The 15,866-nt window shown below is 71.4% G+C and carries 12 protein-coding genes; 7 read left to right on the top strand and 5 right to left on the bottom strand.

The genetic code is table 11. The features are described from left to right. Positions 1 to 16 precede the first annotated feature (16 nt). From NKJ47_RS06300 to NKJ47_RS06290, 3 genes are all read left to right on the top strand, one after another. The gene (locus tag NKJ47_RS06300; RefSeq protein WP_254460652.1) at positions 17 to 1,897 is read left to right on the top strand and encodes an assimilatory sulfite reductase (NADPH) flavoprotein subunit; all 1,881 of its coding nucleotides are present in this window, start codon (positions 17 to 19) and stop codon (positions 1,895 to 1,897) included. 116 nt (positions 1,898 to 2,013) lie between these two features. Continuing rightward, on the top strand, positions 2,014 to 3,738 hold the full coding sequence (cysI, locus tag NKJ47_RS06295) for an assimilatory sulfite reductase (NADPH) hemoprotein subunit (RefSeq protein ID WP_254460651.1): 1,725 nt from the start codon (positions 2,014 to 2,016) through the stop codon (positions 3,736 to 3,738). Beyond that, entirely contained in the window at positions 3,735 to 4,475 is a 741-nt protein-coding gene (locus NKJ47_RS06290) for a phosphoadenylyl-sulfate reductase (protein ID WP_254460650.1), read from the top strand. The genes cysI and NKJ47_RS06290 overlap by 4 nt, the downstream gene beginning before the upstream one ends. Positions 4,476 to 4,662: 187 nt before the next feature. Here the strand turns inward: NKJ47_RS06290 and NKJ47_RS06285 are convergent, their stop codons facing one another. From NKJ47_RS06285 to NKJ47_RS06275, 3 genes are all read right to left on the bottom strand, one after another. Further along, a complete protein-coding gene (locus NKJ47_RS06285; RefSeq protein WP_254460649.1) occupies positions 4,663 to 6,096 on the bottom strand; it encodes a PepSY-associated TM helix domain-containing protein in 1,434 nt (477 codons plus the stop codon). Next, positions 6,096 to 8,150 (bottom strand): TonB-dependent receptor, encoded by a 2,055-nt coding sequence (locus NKJ47_RS06280; protein ID WP_254460648.1) that lies wholly within the window; start codon positions 8,148 to 8,150, stop codon positions 6,096 to 6,098. The genes NKJ47_RS06285 and NKJ47_RS06280 overlap by 1 nt, the downstream gene beginning before the upstream one ends. 70 nt (positions 8,151 to 8,220) lie before the next feature. Next, a complete protein-coding gene (locus NKJ47_RS06275; protein WP_254460647.1) occupies positions 8,221 to 8,625 on the bottom strand; it encodes a DUF2946 family protein in 405 nt (134 codons plus the stop codon). Between the two features lie 282 nt (positions 8,626 to 8,907). On the opposite strand from NKJ47_RS06275, the gene arsC reads away from it, so the two are divergent. Both arsC and NKJ47_RS06265 read left to right on the top strand, forming a co-directional pair. After that, positions 8,908 to 9,333, top strand: coding sequence for an arsenate reductase (glutaredoxin) (gene arsC, locus NKJ47_RS06270; protein WP_254460646.1), 426 nt, complete (start codon positions 8,908 to 8,910; stop codon positions 9,331 to 9,333). A gap of 136 nt (positions 9,334 to 9,469) precedes the next feature. Next, complete coding sequence (locus tag NKJ47_RS06265; protein ID WP_254460645.1) at positions 9,470 to 10,669, top strand: GAF domain-containing sensor histidine kinase; 1,200 nt, start codon at positions 9,470 to 9,472, stop codon at positions 10,667 to 10,669. A 314-nt stretch (positions 10,670 to 10,983) separates the two neighbouring features. On the opposite strand, the gene NKJ47_RS06260 is transcribed toward NKJ47_RS06265, so the two are convergent. Both NKJ47_RS06260 and NKJ47_RS06255 read right to left on the bottom strand, forming a co-directional pair. After that, positions 10,984 to 11,571 carry a phospholipid scramblase family protein gene (locus tag NKJ47_RS06260; RefSeq protein ID WP_254460644.1) on the bottom strand — a complete coding sequence of 196 codons (588 nt, stop codon included), beginning with the start codon at positions 11,569 to 11,571 and terminating at the stop codon, positions 10,984 to 10,986. A gap of 755 nt (positions 11,572 to 12,326) precedes the next feature. Further along, a complete protein-coding gene (locus NKJ47_RS06255) occupies positions 12,327 to 13,310 on the bottom strand; it encodes a LysR family transcriptional regulator (RefSeq protein ID WP_254460643.1) in 984 nt (327 codons plus the stop codon). Positions 13,311 to 13,477: 167 nt separating this feature from the next. Between NKJ47_RS06255 and cobA the strand changes: the two genes are divergently transcribed. Further along, positions 13,478 to 14,674, top strand: coding sequence for a uroporphyrinogen-III C-methyltransferase (cobA, locus tag NKJ47_RS06250; RefSeq protein ID WP_254460642.1), 1,197 nt, complete (start codon positions 13,478 to 13,480; stop codon positions 14,672 to 14,674). A 27-nt stretch (positions 14,675 to 14,701) separates the two neighbouring features. Next, a complete protein-coding gene (cysK, locus tag NKJ47_RS06245; RefSeq protein ID WP_254460641.1) occupies positions 14,702 to 15,661 on the top strand; it encodes a cysteine synthase A in 960 nt (319 codons plus the stop codon). Positions 15,662 to 15,866 lie beyond the last annotated feature (205 nt).

Below are 15,866 nucleotides of genomic sequence, written 5' to 3'. Positions count from 1 at the left end.
CATTCCCGGACCGGCCATGACCGCCGCCTCACCCGCGTTGCCGCCCAGCCCCTTGCCCGAGGAGCGCAAGGCACTGCTGGCGCGGACCGTGGAGGGCCTGGACGCGGCCGGCCTGTGGTGGCTGTCCGGCTACGCCGCCGGCCTGGCCCAGGCGCAGGGCCCGGCGATGCCGGCCCTGGCCGTGGTCGCCGGCGCCGCCGCGGCGCCCGCGCCCGCGCCCGCACCGCAGCTGACGATTGTCTACGGCAGCCAGACCGGCAATGCGCGCCGCGCCGCCGAACAGGTGGCCGCCGAGGCCGAGGCGGCCGGGCTGGCGGTGCGCCTGCTGCGCGCCGACGCCTATCCCACCCGCGAGCTGGGCAACGAACGCCTGCTGTACGTGGTCATCAGCACCCAGGGCGAGGGCGACCCACCGGACGATGCGATCGGCTTCGTCGAGTTCCTGCAGGGCCGGCGCGCGCCGAAGCTGCCGCAGTTGCAGTACGCCGTGCTCGGCCTGGGCGATTCCAGCTACGCCGACTTCTGCGGCATCGCCCGGCGCCTGGACGCGCGCCTGGCCGAGCTCGGCGCGCAGCGGCTGCTGCCGCTGGGCGAGGCCGACCTGGAGATCGAGACGGTGGCGGCGCCGTGGCGCGCACAGGCGCTGGCGCAGGCACGCGACATCCTGGGCCGCACGCCCGCGACGCCGTCGGCCACGGTGACGCCGCTGCGTGGCGCCGCCGCGGCGACCTGGAGCCGCACCCAGCCGTTCGCCGCCGAGGTCGTGGCGAACCAGGCGATCAGCGGCCGCGACTTCAAGGGACCGCGCTACGCCGCGCACGGCCAGGCCGACAAGGACGTGCGCCACCTGGAACTGTCGCTGGCCGGCAGCGGCCTGCACTACGAACCCGGCGACGCCCTGGGCGTGCGCCATCGCAATTCGCCCGCGCTGGTCGAGGCGGTGTTGACCGCGACGCGACTGGACGGTCACGTCGAACTCACTGCCGATGGGCAGACTCTGTCCCTGCACGAGTGGCTCGCCGGCCATCGCGAACTGACCCGGGCCTCGCGCCCGTTGCTCGCCGCGGTGGCCGAACGCGCCGGCGCCGCGGCGCTGGCCGAGTTGCTCGCCCCCACCCAGACCGCCGGCCTGGCGGCGTTGCTCGCCGATCACCAAGTGATCGACGTGCTGCGTCGCTGGCCGGCGGATTGGGACCACGCTGCGCTGCTGCAGGCGCTGCGACCAATGGTCCCGCGCCTGTACTCGATCGCCTCCAGTCGCAAGCGGGTCGGCGACGAGGCCCACCTCACCGTCGACGTGCTGGCCTACGACGCCCACGGCCATGCCCACGGCGGTGCCGCCAGCGGCTACCTGGCCGCGCTGGCCGAAGGCGACAGCGCGCCCGTCTACATCGAACCCAACGAACGCTTCCGGGTTCCGGTCGACGGCAGCCGCGACATCCTGATGATCGGCCCCGGCACCGGCGTGGCGCCGTTCCGCGGCTTCGTCCAGGAGCGCGCCGAGAGCGGCGCCAGCGGCCGCAACTGGCTGTTCTTCGGCGCCCGCCACTTCAACCGCGACTTCCTCTACCAGGCCGAATGGCAACAGGCGCTGCGCAGCGGCGAACTGCACCGGCTGGACCTGGCGTTCTCGCGCGACGTGCAGCCGCTGCGCGGCACCGCCGCGCCGTCCAAGATCTACGTGCAGCAGCGCCTGCGCGAACACGGCCGCGCGGTCTACGACTGGCTGCAGAACGGCGCGCACCTGTACGTGTGCGGCGCCATCGCCATGGGCAAGGACGTGCACGCCACCCTGCTGCAGATCGTCGCCGAACACGGCGCCCGCAGCCCCGAGGACGCCGCGGCCTACCTCAGCCAGTTGCAGCAGGAGGGGCGGTATGCGCGCGATGTGTATTGAAGCCGGGAGTGGGGAAACGGGAATCGGGAATCGGGAACAGCCGGCTCCGACAGGCGTTCCGTAACCCGACGCCGCCGCCCTGCCATTCCCCATTCCCCATTCTCGATTCCTCCCCAATGTCCCACTCCGTCGAAGACATCAAGCACAACAGCCAGCGCTTGCGCGGGTCGCTGCTGCAGAGCCTGGCCGATCCGGTCACCGGGGCGCTGCGCGAGGACGACCAGACCCTGATCAAGTACCACGGCAGCTACCAGCAGGACGACCGCGACCTGCGCGAGGAGCGGCGCCGGCAGAAGCTGGAGCCGGCCTACCAGTTCATGATCCGCACGCGCACCCCGGGCGGGGTGGTCGATCCGGCGCAGTGGCTCAAGCTCGACGCCATCGCCACCACCTACGGCAACCACTCGCTGCGCGTGACCACGCGCCAGGCGTTCCAGTTCCACGGGGTGATCAAGCGCGAGCTGAAGGCGACCATGCAGGCGATCAACGCCGCGCTGATCGACACCCTCGCCGCCTGCGGCGACGTCAATCGCAACGTGCAGGTCGCCGCCAACCCGCTGGCCTCGCAGGCGCACGCCACGCTCTACGCCGATGCCGCGCGCGTGTCCGAACACCTGCTGCCCAACACCCGCGCCTACTACGAAATCTGGCTGGACGAGGAGCGGGTCGCCGGCAGCGGCCAGGAGGACGAGCCGATCTACGGCAACGCTTACCTGCCGCGCAAGTTCAAGATCGGCTTCGCGCTGCCGCCGGTCAACGACGTCGACGTGTTCGCCAACGACCTGGGCTTCATCGGCGTGCTCGACGCCGACGGCACGCTGGCCGGCTACAACGTCAGCATCGGCGGCGGCATGGGCGCCAGCCATGGCGATGCGGAGACCTACCCGCGCGTGGCCAACGTGATCGGTTTCATCGACCGCGCGCAACTGCTCGACGTCGCCACCGCGGTGGTCACCACCCAGCGCGACCTGGGCAACCGCACCGTGCGCAAGCGCGCGCGCTTCAAGTACACCATCGACGACCACGGCCTGGAGACAGTGGTGGCGGAGATCGAGCGCCGCGCCGGCGTGCGCCTGCAGGCGACGCGCGACGTCACCTTCGAGCACAACGGCGACCGCGAGGGCTGGCACGCCGGCGAGGACGGCCGCTGGCACCTGACCCTGTCGCTGCCGGCCGGGCGCATCGCCGACCACGCCGATGGCGCGCAGCACCTGAGCGGCCTGCGCGCCATCGCCGCGCAACTCCGCGACGCCGGCGACGGCGCGCACTTCCGCATGACCGCCAACCAGAACCTGGTGATCGCCGGCATCCCCGCCGCGCAGCGCGAGACGATCGACGCGCTGGTGCGCGCGCATGCGCTGGATGCCGGCAACCGCGCGCCGACCGCGCTGGCGCGCGCGGCGATGGCCTGCGTGGCGCTGCCCACCTGCGGCCTGGCGATGGCCGAGGCCGAACGCTACCTGCCGGCCTTCGCCGCACGACTGCATCCGTTGCTGGCCCGCCACGGCCTGGAGGACGCGCCGATCCTGCTGCGCATCTCCGGCTGCCCGAACGGCTGCTCGCGGCCGTACCTGGCCGAGATCGCCTTGGTCGGCAAGGCGCCGGGCCGCTACAACCTGATGCTCGGCGGCGACCACCGCGGCCAGCGCCTGAATACCCTGTACCGCGAGAACATCGCCGAGCCGGAGATCCTCGCCGCGCTCGAGCCGCTGTTCGCGCGCTACGCCCACGAGCGGGACGAGGACGAGCGCTTCGGCGACTTCCTGCACCGCACCGGCCTGGTCGCCCTGCCCGCCTATCCCACCCACCGTCACCTGCTTCCGTCGGAACTGCACGCATGAGCGCTTTGCCCGCCGCCTCCCAAAACGCCTCCGCCAACGCACCGGTGCCAGCCCTGGATCTCGATGCCGCCAATGCGCTGCTGGCGACGCTGTCCGCGCCGGAGCGCGTGGCCTGGGCGTTGCAGCACGGCCCGGCCGAAGCGGCGCTGTCGTCCAGCTTCGGCGCGCAATCGGCAGCCACCTTGCACCTGCTGACCCGGCAGCGCCCGGACATCCCGGTGATCCTGATCGACACCGGCTACCTGTTCGCCGAGACCTACCGCTTCGCCGACGCGCTCACCGAGCGGCTCAAGCTCAATCTCAAGATCTACCGTCCGCTGGTCAGCCGCGCCTGGATGGAAGCGCGCCACGGCCGCCTGTGGGAACAGGGCATGGTCGGCATCGAGCAGTACAACAACCTGCGCAAGGTCGAGCCGATGCGCCGCGCCCTGGACGAACTGAAGGTCGGCACCTGGTTCACCGGCCTGCGCCGCAGCCAGTCCGACAGCCGCGCGCAGACCCCGTTCGTGCAGAAGCGCGGCGACCGCTACAAGATCAACCCGATCGCCGACTGGAGTGATCGCGACCTGTGGCAATACATGCAGCAGCACGACCTGCCCTATCACCCGCTGTGGGAACAGGGCTACGTCTCCATCGGCGATTTCCACACCACCCGCCGCTGGGAACCGGGCATGCGCGACGAAGACACGCGCTTCTTCGGCCTCAAGCGCGAGTGCGGGATCCACGAGGATCTGTGACGCGCTCAAGCACGCGCTCGGCCTTCGTAGGAGCGCAGCCCCGTGTCTCCTGTGCAAGCCCTGACCCCAGCGCCGACCACGTGCACCTTCTTGTGGGAGGGACTTCAGTCCCGACTGCAGCCAAGTCGGATGCACCGATGGCGTCGCTTATCGCCACAGAATCACAGTGAATTCCAGCACTGACGTCCTAAGCCCCCACCGCGGGCTCGCGCCGCAGCACCAGCATCCAGTCCAGCGCCAGCATCAGCAGCAAGGACAGCCCCACCAGCGGAAACAGCAGCCCGCCCAGCGCCAGCAGCGCGACCACGCCGCGCAGCGTGCGCCGGTCCGCCGGCAACGGCGGCACGCCGAGCCCGCCCTGCGGGCGCCGCTTCCACCACATCACCGCCGCGCTCACGCACAGCAGCACGATGCCCAGGCAGGCGCCGATCAGCACGAGCTGGTTGAGCACGCCGTACTCCTGGCCCAGGTGCACGTTGATACCCCACTCCAGCGCCTTGGCCAGCGGGCCGTAGTCGGCGTAGCGCATGTCCAGCAGCACCTGGCCGCTGTATTGGTCCAGATGGATCACCCGCTGCTGCGCAAGGTCGGGCGGATACACCGAGGCGGTATAGACCCCGCGCGCGCCGCGCGGCAGCGCCACGCTGTAGCCCGGCGCGATGCCGCGCGCCGCAAACCGCGTCACCGCCGCATCCAGGCCGATCGCGCCCGCCGCCGGCGCGGCGTCCGGCATGTCGGCCATGCCGCCGTGTTCGCCGTGTTCGCCGTGGCCGTCGTGCGCCGCATGCGGGTCCGCGGCCGGTAGCGACGACTGCGGCAGGCGCGCCTGCCGCAACGACCACGCCGGCACTTCGCTGTCGCTCAGCCGCTGCGTCGACATCGGCACGTCCACCCGTAGCCCGGACGGATAGCCGTAGTGATGCCCATTGGCCAGGCGGTTGACCTGCGCGCCCCAGAACCACGACCACGGCATCCCGGTCAGCGCCAGGAACAGCAGCGCCGCGCCGACCACGCTGCCGGTGAGCGCATGCAGGTCGCGCCAGAACACGCGCTGCGCCGGCCGCCCGCGCACCGTGGTCACGCCGCCGCGGCGCCCGCGCGGCCACCACAGGTACACCCCGGTCAGCACCAGCAGGATCGCCCAGCCGGCGGCCACCTCGATCATCGCGTTGGCGAACCAGCCGACGTAGTCCAGGCTGTGCAGGCGGCGGATCGTCCAGGCCACGGTTCCGTGCTCGGGCAACTGGCCCAGCACCCGTGCGCGGTACGGATCCACGTACACGACCTCATGGCGACCGTCGGCGGTGACGATGGTCACTTCCGCCGAGGCATCGCGCCGCGGCGGCGTGGTGTAGCGCAGCGCCTGGCCCGGCTGCGCGGCCAGCGCCGCCTGCAGCAGCCGCTGCGGCGCCAGCGCCTGCGTGTGCTCCGGCACCGCCACGGTCTTCAGCGCGCGGTGGAAATAGCCGTCGATCGGCTGCTGGTAGACGAAGGCCGCGCCGGTCAGCGCCAGCCACACCAACAGCGGCAGCACCAGCAGGCCGGCGTAGAAATGCCAGCGCCACACCGCGCGGTAGAAGCGTGCCGGCGCCGCAGTGGCCGCGAGGGTATGCGTGGCCATCACCAGCCCCAGCTCAGCGTGGCGTACAGCGCGCGGCCGTCGCCGGGCGAGTAGCCGGAAGACCCGCTGTCGTACCAGGCGTAGACGTAGTGCCGGTCGGTCAGGTTCTTCAGTTGCAGCGACAGCGCGCGCTGCGCGCGCCATTGCCAGGTCGCACCGAGGTTGGCCAGCGCATAGCCGCCGTAGCGGCCCAGGGTGTTGCTGCGCTCCACGTAGTAGTCGCCCTGCGCATTGCCCCAGGCCGACAGCGTCAGCCGCGGCGTGGCCTGCCAGTCGACACCGGCGGTGGCCAGGTAGTGCGGCACGTTCTCGATCTCCTTGCCGCGGGTGGCCGGCGCGCTCGGATCCGGCGTGACGATCAGCGCGCGTTGCCGGGAATAGGCCAGCCACAGCGTCCAGCGCTCATCCGGACGCAGGTTCAGTTGCGCATCCCAGCCGCGGCGCAAGGTCTTGCCGACGTTGCCGACCTCGCCGGTGCCGACGCTGCCGTTCACGCCGAGGATGGTGGCCACCTCGTCGGAGGCGCGCTGTTCCCAGTAGGCCAGGCGTGCGTCCCAGCGCTGTTGCGCGCCGGCGAACTTGAGGCCGGTCTCCCAGCCATCGTTGAACGACGGCGCCAGGTTGCGCGCCTGGGTGCGGTAGGCGCCGTTGCCGCTGCCGATCTGGAAGGTGCGGCCGATGTTGGCATACAGGCTGGCCTGCGCGGTCAGCGCATACACCGCGCTGAACTTGGGTTGGCGGATCGTGCCGTAGGCGTAGGTGGGATAGCGCGCGCCGCTGGCGACGTCGCGGAACTGCCCGCCGACCCGATCCACCCGGTAGCCCGGCACCAGTTGCAGGCGCGCGGTCGGGCGCAGCACCGCCTGCACGTAGGCGCCTTCGGTGTGCAGATCGAAGTCCCAGTCGCGCAGCGGCGCGGTGCGCACCCGCGCCACCGTGCGGTAGCGCTGCGAGACGTTGTCCTGCCACTGCGCGTCGACCCCGCCCTCCAGCGCGAAGGCGTCGGCGCGGGCCAGCGCCGGGCGCCAGCTGAGCCTGGCCAGCACGCCGCGCTGGCGCTCGTCGGTGTCGCGCTCCTGCTGCGCGCCGGCGGCGGTGAAGCGCACCCAGCGCTGATTGTCGTAGCGGTTCCAATACGCCTTGGCGCTGCCCTGCACGCTGTCGGCCAGCCGCGCATCCAGATGCAGCGACACCTGCGTGGTGTGGCGCTGGCTGCGATCGTCGCGCGCGTAATCGGGGGAGCTGCGCGGTGCGCGCTGCGCCGTGGCGTAGTCCAGGTACCCCGCCTCCAGCGCCGTGTTGCGGTAATCGCGCGCGCTGAGCCCGGCGCGCCAACGCCCGTCCGGATCGGTATAGAACCACTTGCCGGAGAACGCATGCTTGCGCGCGTCGGCATGGTCGCGGTAGCCGTCGCTGTCGCGCCAGGCGGCGACGTAGTTCTGGCTCCAGGCGCCGCGTTCGATGCCCTGCGTCGCCTGCACCTCGCGGGTGCCGAAGCTGCCGACGGTGACGCTGGCGCGGCCGTCGTTGCCGCCGCTGCGGGTCAGCACGTCGACGTCGCCGGCGATCGCGTTCAGGCCGTAGCGCGGGTCGTTGGTGCCGCGCACGATCTCGATCGCGGCGATGTCCAGCGGGAACACCGCATCCAGGTACGGCATGGCGCCGGCGTTGTCGTTGCTGGGCACGCCGTCGATCAGCAGCTTGACCGCATTGACCCGACCTTCGCCGTTGAAGCCGCGGAAGGAAAAACGCCCGGCGTCGGTGCCCATCTTGAACTGCGTCACCTGCACGCCGGGCGCGCGCATCAACAGTTCCCAGCTGTAGTCCACGTGCTGGTCCTGCAGCAGATCGCCGCCGAGGATGTCGACGGAACTGAACACGCTGCGCGCGCTGGAACCGGCGGCGAGCGGCGAGGTGGCCTGGACCTTGCCCAGGGTCAGTACGGAATCGCCGGTGGCGCCCGGGGGTGCATCGGCGGCATGGACGGGCGCGGCCGCTGCGACACACACGCAGCAGCACGCCGCCACGGGCGGCATGGCAGGAAAACGGATCATGGTGGTGGAACTCCATCGGCACGAGGACATGCCGCAGCGGCGCCGCGGCACGGAAACGACAACCCGTGGATCAGGAGCGCAGCGGGGGCCCGCGTGCCGGGTGTGCACGGCGCGGGATGGCCGAGACGACGCGGGAACGCAGCGCCGCCACCGGCGCCGGCGGACACCGCCAGGGCAGCAGCGCCAGCAACAGCGCCACCCACGGCAGCAGCCGCGCGGCGAGCAGGCAGTAATCGCAGGCCGGCGCGTGCGCCAGGCCGGCATCGTCGTGGTGTCCGCCATGCGCCGCCAGCGCGGCGCCGGCCAGCCCCGAAAGGCGCAGGCCGCCGCCGCTGCACAGCGCCTGGTCCTGCAATCCCGTCGCTGCAGCCTGCGCCTGCCGCCACTGGCTGATCGGCGGCGCCAGCAGCAACAGGCCGAGCGCCAGCGCGGCGAGCGCGGCCCAGGGCGATGACGGCTGGCGGAGACGGAACATCCGCGCATTCTAGAGCGTGCGACGCGGCGCGCGGCGCGTCCCCGGCCGCCGCAAGGCACGGCGCCAGGTGCCAGCCCGCAAGGCACGCGCGCCGCGCGATCCGGGACGGCGGGCGCGGGGCGACGTGCAGCCGATGAGCGGAAGTGCGCCGCCCAGGCGCTGCACGCCCGGCGCGACCCTGGCTTGTGCGCAGGCCGCGGATACCGAACCATGGGCGGCCACGCGGCCGGCGATGCCCGCCACCGCGATGCACCGCCCTCTTTTCCTTCGACGACCGCCCCGATGCCCACCATCACCCTCTACCACAACCCCGCCTGCGGCACCTCGCGCAACGTGCTGGGGCTGATCCGCAACAGCGGCGTCGAGCCCACCGTGATCGAGTACCTGAAGACGCCGCCGGACCGCGCCACCCTGCAGGCGCTGGCGGCGGCCAGCGGGCTGCCGCTGCGCGCGTTGATCCGGCAGAAGGGCACGCCGTATGCCGAGCTGGGACTGGACGACCCGACGCTGGGCGAGGACGCGTTGCTGGACGCCATGCTGCAGCATCCGATCCTGCTCAACCGGCCGATCGTGGTCACGCCGCTGGGCACGCGCCTGTGCCGGCCGTCGGAAACCGTGCTGGACATCCTGCCGTCGCCGCAGCGCGGCGCCTTCGCCAAGGAAGACGGCACGCCCTTGGTCGACGCCCAGGGCCGCTGGGTCGGCTGAACCGCGGCGCGGCCTGCCGCCGCGTCGGGTTCGCTAAGCGCGGGTGCAACCCACGCGAGCGCGGCGTGAACGCGGCGTCGGCAAAAACCGTGACAGTTGCCATAAACTGCGCGCCTTCCTGCCCGAGTCGCGCTGCATGTCCACTGCCGAACCCGCCGCCGACCCGGTCTACTGCGCGGCCAAGCCACGCAACGAAGCGCTGCGCCTGGACGCGCTGCACAGCTACGCGATCCTGGACACGCCGCGCGAGCCGGCGTTCGACGACATCACCCGGCTGGCGGCGCTGATCTGCCAGGCGCCGATCGCGGTGGTCAACCTGATCGACAGCGAGCGCCAGTGGTTCAAGAGCGAGATCGGGCTGGGCACGCGCGAAACGCCGCTGGCGACCTCGCTGTGCGCGCATGCCCTGCTCGAGGACGACCTGCTGCTGGTGCCGGACACCCGCGAGGATCCGCGCTTCGCCTGCAACCCGCTGGTCACCGGCGACATGCGCCTGCACTTCTACGCCGGCGCGCTGCTGAAGACCTCCGATGGCCTGGCCCTGGGCACCGTGTGCGTGCTCGACCGGCGCCCGCGCCAGCTCAGCTACGAGCAGATCGAAGCGCTGCGCGCGCTGGCGCGGCAGGCGATGGGCCAACTGGAACTGCGCAAGGCGCTGTACCTGGCGCAGGAGTCCAACCACTACCGCACCCGCCTGATGGCCATCGCCGGCCACGACCTGAAGACACCGCTGCGCACCGCGTCCTACGCGCTGAGCAAGCTGCAGCGCCAGCACGACGCCACGCTGGATGGCCCGCTGGAGACCGCACGCGTCGCCCTGAACCAGGTCGCCAGCGGGCTCGACCAGCTCGCCACCAACGCCGCCGCCGGCGAACTGCGCCTGCCGGCGCTGCAGAACCTGGCCCTGGCCGACGTGCTGGCGCCGATCCTGGCGACCTGGCAGCCGCAGGCCGTGGCCAAGGGCGTGCAGCTGCGCAGCGTGGCGACCTCCCTGCGCGTGCGCAGCAGCGCGCCCTTGCTGTCCACGTTGCTCGGCAATCTGCTCGGCAACGCGGTCAAGTACACCGCGCAGGGCAAGGTGCTGATCGGCTGCCGGCGCCGTGGCGACCGCGTGGCGGTGGAGATCATCGACCGCGGCATCGGCATGGACGAAGATGGCCTGCGCACGCTGTTCCAGGCCTTCCAACAGGCCGACCCGCGCAGCGACGGCCTCGGCCTGGGCCTGTGGATCGTGCGCCGCGCCGCCGAGACCCTGGGCTGCAGCGTCGAAGTGCGCAGCCAGCCGGGCCAGGGCACCCGCTTCAGCGTGCTGCTGCCGGCGGCAGCGAACGCCTGAGCCGGGCGGCCGCGGCCGCCCGCCCCTCATCCGCCCCTTCGGGGCAGCTTCTCCCGGGGGGAGAAGGGAGCGTCGCCGGCACGGCGGCGGAGCGCGCCGAGGCGATGCGCTACAGGCAGGCCGGTCGCGACTGAAGCCGCTCCTACCGGGCAACCAGTGAAGTACCGGAGTCTTCCTGCAGCCTGCAGTCGGGACTGAAGTCCCTCCCACAACGTCCCCTCCCGCTCAGCGTGAGGAGCCGGGTTGCAGCAGCCGCAGGAATCCAGCTTTTGCGATTCCCCAATCCCGATTCCCCAATCCCGGCTTCACCCCCATCATTCCTTCAACACCATGTCGATACACAGCACCGCCGCCATGATCAGGATCCGCCGCGGATCCTCGGCCGGCACGCTGTCGGCGATCGCCAGCATGTAGTTGTCGGCACTGGTGAACAGCTCCTTGCCCAGCCCGGCCCACTTCTTGGCCACCTGCGCCAGTTCGCGCTCGCCCTGCACGAAGCGGAAATCCCAGCTGGTCCACTTGCCGCGCAGGGTGCACACCGGCGCGCCCTGGGCATCGAGCACATCGAACTTGCCGCCGATGGAGAAGAACTTCTGGCTGAAGGAACCCACGCGCCGGTCGTGCTCGTCCAGCACCTCGACCGTGGACAGGAACAGCGAGAATCCGCGCTTGACCGTCAGCACCTTCTGTCCGTCCGGGGTGCGCACTTCCACATGGAACGGGGTCATGCGCTTGTAGTCGCTGAAACGAAAGATCCTGGTGAACACGCCCAGGTTCGGCTCGCGGCATTCCAGCAGCTTGCGGTTGCTGTGCGGATCGAACACGTCGTAGTTGTTGGCGGCCTTGAACATGCCGACCTGTTCCTTGACGAAGAACAGGTTGTGCTGGAGAACAGGATGCATCGGGCGTCCTTGCGTTGGGAAAGTCGACGCGCGCGAGACACCGGCCGCAGCGACGGCGCATGGCCGGCAGCCGCCGGCACGTCCAGGGGCGCGGTCTGCCGGGTGGCAGAGCGGGCCGCATGATAGGGGGCGGCTGGGGCGACGGCAACGCACGCGGCCCTGCCGCGCCAAGCGGCCACGTCGTTGCGTGGTCTTCGTTCCAGCAATTCCAGTACAGACCGCGGTGTCGTTGCCCACGCGTCTTTTGTTCCGACATCTGCCTGAAGCCGATCGGCGCATCGAGCACGGAACGCCGCTGTCGCGATTCCCCAATCCCGATTCCCGACTCCCAGCTTCATCGCGCTGCGCGCCTTAACCAGTGATGGTCTGCTCAGCCACGCCAAGCGGCCACGTCGCTGCGTAGTCTTCCTTCCAGCATCCAGTACAGGCCGCGCAGTCGTTGCCCACGCGTCTTTTGCTCGGACGCCTGTCTGAAGCCAATCGGCGCATCAATCGCGGCGCGCCGCTGTTGCGATTCCCCAATCCCGATTCCCGACTCCCGGCTTTATCGCGCTGCGCGCCTTAGCCAGCGATGGTCTGCTCAGTCGCGCCAAGCGGCCACGTCGCTGCGAGGTCTTCCTTCCAGCATCCAGTACAGGCCGCGGTGTCGTTGCCCACGCGTCTTTTGTTCCGACATCTGCCTGAAGCCGATCGGCGCATCGAGCACGGCGCGCCGCTGTCGCGATTCCCCAATCCCGATTCCCGACTCCCAGCTTCTAACTGGTAATGGTCTGGGTCAACGCCTCCCAACTCGGCGGCGCCGGCCAGTCCGGCTGCTGGTTGCCTTCCATCACCCGGCGCAGGTCGCGGGTGTCGATCTGCGGCGCCAGCACGTGCACCAGTTCCAGCGCGTAGTCGCGCAGCACCCGGTCGCGCGGCAACACCGCCCAGGCGATGCATTCGGGAATCTCCGGCGGCGCCGGCCAGGCGCGCAGGTCGGTGTCGTTGGCGCTGACCGCCATTTCCGCGAGCAGGCCCACGCCCAGCCCGGTGCGCACGTAGGTCTTGATCAGGTCCGCGTCCAGCGCGGTCAGCGCGATCCGCGGCTCCAGCCCGAGCCGGCCGAAGGCGCGCTGCAGCGAGGAGCCGGCGCGGGTCGAGGATTCGTAGCTGATCAGCGGCTGCGCCGCCAGCGCGGCCATGTCCGGCACCCGCTTGGGCACGTCCAGCGCATGCCCGCGCGGCACCAGCACCAGCCGCCGCCAGCGGTACAGCGGCACGGCGATGCCGGCGGCCGGCGCGCTGCCGGCGGTGCTGACGATGGCGATGTCGGCATCGCCCTGGCTGAGCAGGTCCAGCGCCGCGCTCTCGGCGGCCTGCTGCAGGTGCACGCTGACCTGCGGGTAGGCCTGCTTGATCTGCGCCACCGCCGGCGGCAGCACGAAGCGCGCCTGGGTGTGGGTGGTGGTCAGGGTCAGCTGGCCCTGGCTCTCGCGGCGCTGGTTGGCCGCGTAGGTGCGGATGTTGTTGGCCTCGGCCAGCACCGCCCGCGCGCGTTCGATGACCTCGCGCCCGGCCGGCGTCACCGTCTCCAGGCTGCGGCCTTTGCGCACGAACAGCAGGAAGCCCAGTTCGTCCTCCAGTTGCTTGAGCTGCTTGGACAGCCCTGGCTGGGTGGCATGCACGCGCGCCGCCGCCAGGGTGATGTTCAGATCGGCATCGGCAATGGCGACGAGGTAGCGGAGTTGGGTCAGCGTCATCGGGACGAGGGCGAGGCGCCGCCTGGCGGGACGCTCGACTGTAGTGGAATTCGGCCTTCCACCTTATAACCGAAAGCTATCTGTCTTGGGTATGAAGTCATTTCCTGGGGCTATGAGCCGGCGCTACGGTCGTCGCTCCGCCCTTCCCCGCGTTGCGAGCCGTCCCTGTGAGCCCTGCCCCGATTGCCCTGTATCCGGACCTGCGCGACCGGGCCGTATTGGTGATCGGCGGCGGTGCGGCCGCCGAGCGCCAGGTGCAGGCGCTGCTGGCCGCCGGTGCGGTGCCGCGGGTGGCGGCCCCGACCCTGACCCCGGCCTTGCACGCGCTGGCCGCACAGGGCCGGCTGGCCTGGCTGCGCGATGCGTTCGACAGCGCCTGGCTGGAGAGCGTGTGGTTCCTGTTCGCCGCCAGCGAGGATCCGGCGGCCAACCGGCAGGCGCTGCAGGCCGCCGCCACCCGGCGCGTATTGGCGCAGGCCGTGCCGGCCGAGCCGGCATCCGCGGTCGCGCCCCCCGATGATGCCGGCGAGGCCGCCGCGGGCCAGGCGCTGCCGCTGCGCCCCGGCAGCGTGACCCTGGTCGGCGCCGGCCCCGGCGATCCCGGCCTGCTCACCGGCCACGCGCTGCAGGCCCTGCGCCAGGCCGACGTGGTCCTGCACGATCGCCTGGTCAGCGCCGCGATCCTGCAGTTGCTGCCGGCCGGCACCGAGCGCATCGCCGTCGGCAAGTCGGCCGATGGCCACAGCGTGGCCCAGGACCGGATCCATGCCCTGCTGCTGGAGCACGCGCGGCGCGGGCGCCGGGTGGTGCGGCTGAAGGGCGGCGACCCGTTCGTGTTCGGCCGCGGCGGCGAGGAACTGGAATACCTGCGCGCCCACGACGTCGACTACGCCGTGGTGCCCGGCATCACCGCGGCGCTGGCCTGCGCCGCCTATGCCGGCATCCCGCTGACCCATCGCGACCACGCGCAATCGCTGCGCCTGGTCACCGCGCACTGCAAGGCCTCGCTGGACACCCTGGACTGGGCGGCGCTGGCGCAGGAGCGGCAGACCCTGGCGGTGTACATGGGCGTGGCCGGCCTGGACACGGTGCGCACGCGCCTGCTCGCCGCCGGCCGTGCCGCCAGCACGCCGTTCGCGCTGGTGGAGAACGGCTCGCGCGCGGAACAGCGGGTGGTGCTCGGCACCCTCGCCGACCTGCCCGACACCGCCCGCGCGCATGCGGTACGTGCGCCGGCGCTGCTGATCCTCGGCGAGGTGGCCGCGCTGGCCGACACCCTGCACTGGTTCGGCGCCGCGCCGCTGCGCGCGCCGTCCTCACCTTCCCCGACGCCGGCGGCGCCTACCCTGGCCCACGCCGCCTGACCCGCCTTCTTCCCGGAGACATTGCGCATGGCCATCTACGACAACATCCTCGACACCATCGGCCACACCCCGATCGTCAAGCTGCAGCGCCTGGCCCCGGCGCACGTGGACCTGTACGTCAAGGTCGAGGCTTTCAATCCCGGCGGCTCGGTCAAGGACCGCCTGGCCCTGGCGATCGTGCTCGACGCCGAGGCGCGCGGCCTGCTCAAGCCCGGCGACACCATCGTCGAGGCGACCTCGGGCAACACCGGCGTGGCGCTGGCGATGGTCGCCGCCGCGCGCGGCTACAAGTTCGTGGCGACGATGGTGGAGACCTTCTCGATCGAGCGCCGCAAGCTGATGCGCGCCTACGGCGCCAAGGTGATCCTGACCCCGGCTGCCGAGCGCGGCAGCGGCATGGTGCGCAAGGCCGAGGAACTGGCCAAGCAGCACGGCTGGTTCCTGGCCCGGCAGTTCGCCAACCCGGCCAACCCGGCCTATCACCGCAGCACCACCGCCGCGGAGATCCTGCGCGACTTCGCCGGCCGCCGGCTCGACCATTTCGTCAGCGGCTGGGGCACCGGCGGCACCCTTACCGGCGTCGGCGAAGTGCTGCGGCTGGCCCGCCCGGAGGTGCGCATCACCGCCACCGAGCCGGCCGGCGCGGCCCTGCTGCAGGGCCAGGAGTGGAAGCCGCACAAGATCCAGGGCTGGACCCCGGACTTCGTGCCCGAAGTGCTCAACCGCGAGGTCTACGACGAAGTGCTGAGCGTGGACGACGCCGACGCCATCGCGGTGTCGCGCCGCCTCGCCGCCGAGGAAGGCATCTTCACCGGCATCTCCGGCGGCGGCACGGTCGCCACCGCGCTGCGCGTGGCCGAGACCGCCGCGCCCGGTGCGGTGATCCTGGCAATGCTGCCGGACACCGGCGAGCGCTACTTCTCCACGCCGCTGTTCGCCGACATCAACGAAGGCAGCGACGACGACTGGCTGGCCGGGCTGCCGTAAGCGTCGTCGTGGCGACGCGGGGATGCAGCCGCGTCGTCACGCCATGGCGGCGCGTCAGCCGGATGCACGACAAGGAGGCTTCGGCCCGACCCATCGCGTCGTCGGAAAGCACAGCGCTGCGTTCGTCGCGGCTGAAGCCGCTCCCACAGGGGCTTGCGGCGAGCTGCCTGGGGCACTGTGGGAGGGACTTCAGTCCCGACGCAGT

It is taken from the genome of Xanthomonas sacchari (assembly GCF_024266585.1).
Taxonomy (GTDB): Bacteria; Pseudomonadota; Gammaproteobacteria; order Xanthomonadales; family Xanthomonadaceae; genus Xanthomonas_A; species Xanthomonas_A sacchari_C.
The sequence above is the reverse complement of the archived record's forward strand: the minus strand, read 5'-3'. Positions and strand labels throughout refer to the sequence as shown.

Excerpts from the sequence above, each read along its gene's own strand:
- NKJ47_RS06265 (WP_254460645.1), top strand. The coding sequence starts at position 9,470 with ATGTCCACTGCCGAACCCGCCGCCGACCCGGTCTACTGCGCGGCCAAG.
- NKJ47_RS06260 (WP_254460644.1), bottom strand. The coding sequence starts at position 11,571 with ATGCATCCTGTTCTCCAGCACAACCTGTTCTTCGTCAAGGAACAGGTC.
- arsC (WP_254460646.1), top strand. The coding sequence starts at position 8,908 with ATGCCCACCATCACCCTCTACCACAACCCCGCCTGCGGCACCTCGCGC.
- NKJ47_RS06255 (WP_254460643.1), bottom strand. The coding sequence starts at position 13,310 with ATGACGCTGACCCAACTCCGCTACCTCGTCGCCATTGCCGATGCCGAT.
- NKJ47_RS06300 (WP_254460652.1), top strand. The coding sequence starts at position 17 with ATGACCGCCGCCTCACCCGCGTTGCCGCCCAGCCCCTTGCCCGAGGAG.
- NKJ47_RS06280 (WP_254460648.1), bottom strand. The coding sequence starts at position 8,150 with ATGATCCGTTTTCCTGCCATGCCGCCCGTGGCGGCGTGCTGCTGCGTG.
- NKJ47_RS06275 (WP_254460647.1), bottom strand. The coding sequence starts at position 8,625 with ATGTTCCGTCTCCGCCAGCCGTCATCGCCCTGGGCCGCGCTCGCCGCG.
- NKJ47_RS06285 (WP_254460649.1), bottom strand. The coding sequence starts at position 6,096 with ATGGCCACGCATACCCTCGCGGCCACTGCGGCGCCGGCACGCTTCTAC.
- NKJ47_RS06290 (WP_254460650.1), top strand. The coding sequence starts at position 3,735 with ATGAGCGCTTTGCCCGCCGCCTCCCAAAACGCCTCCGCCAACGCACCG.
- cysK (WP_254460641.1), top strand. The coding sequence starts at position 14,702 with ATGGCCATCTACGACAACATCCTCGACACCATCGGCCACACCCCGATC.
- cysI (WP_254460651.1), top strand. The coding sequence starts at position 2,014 with ATGTCCCACTCCGTCGAAGACATCAAGCACAACAGCCAGCGCTTGCGC.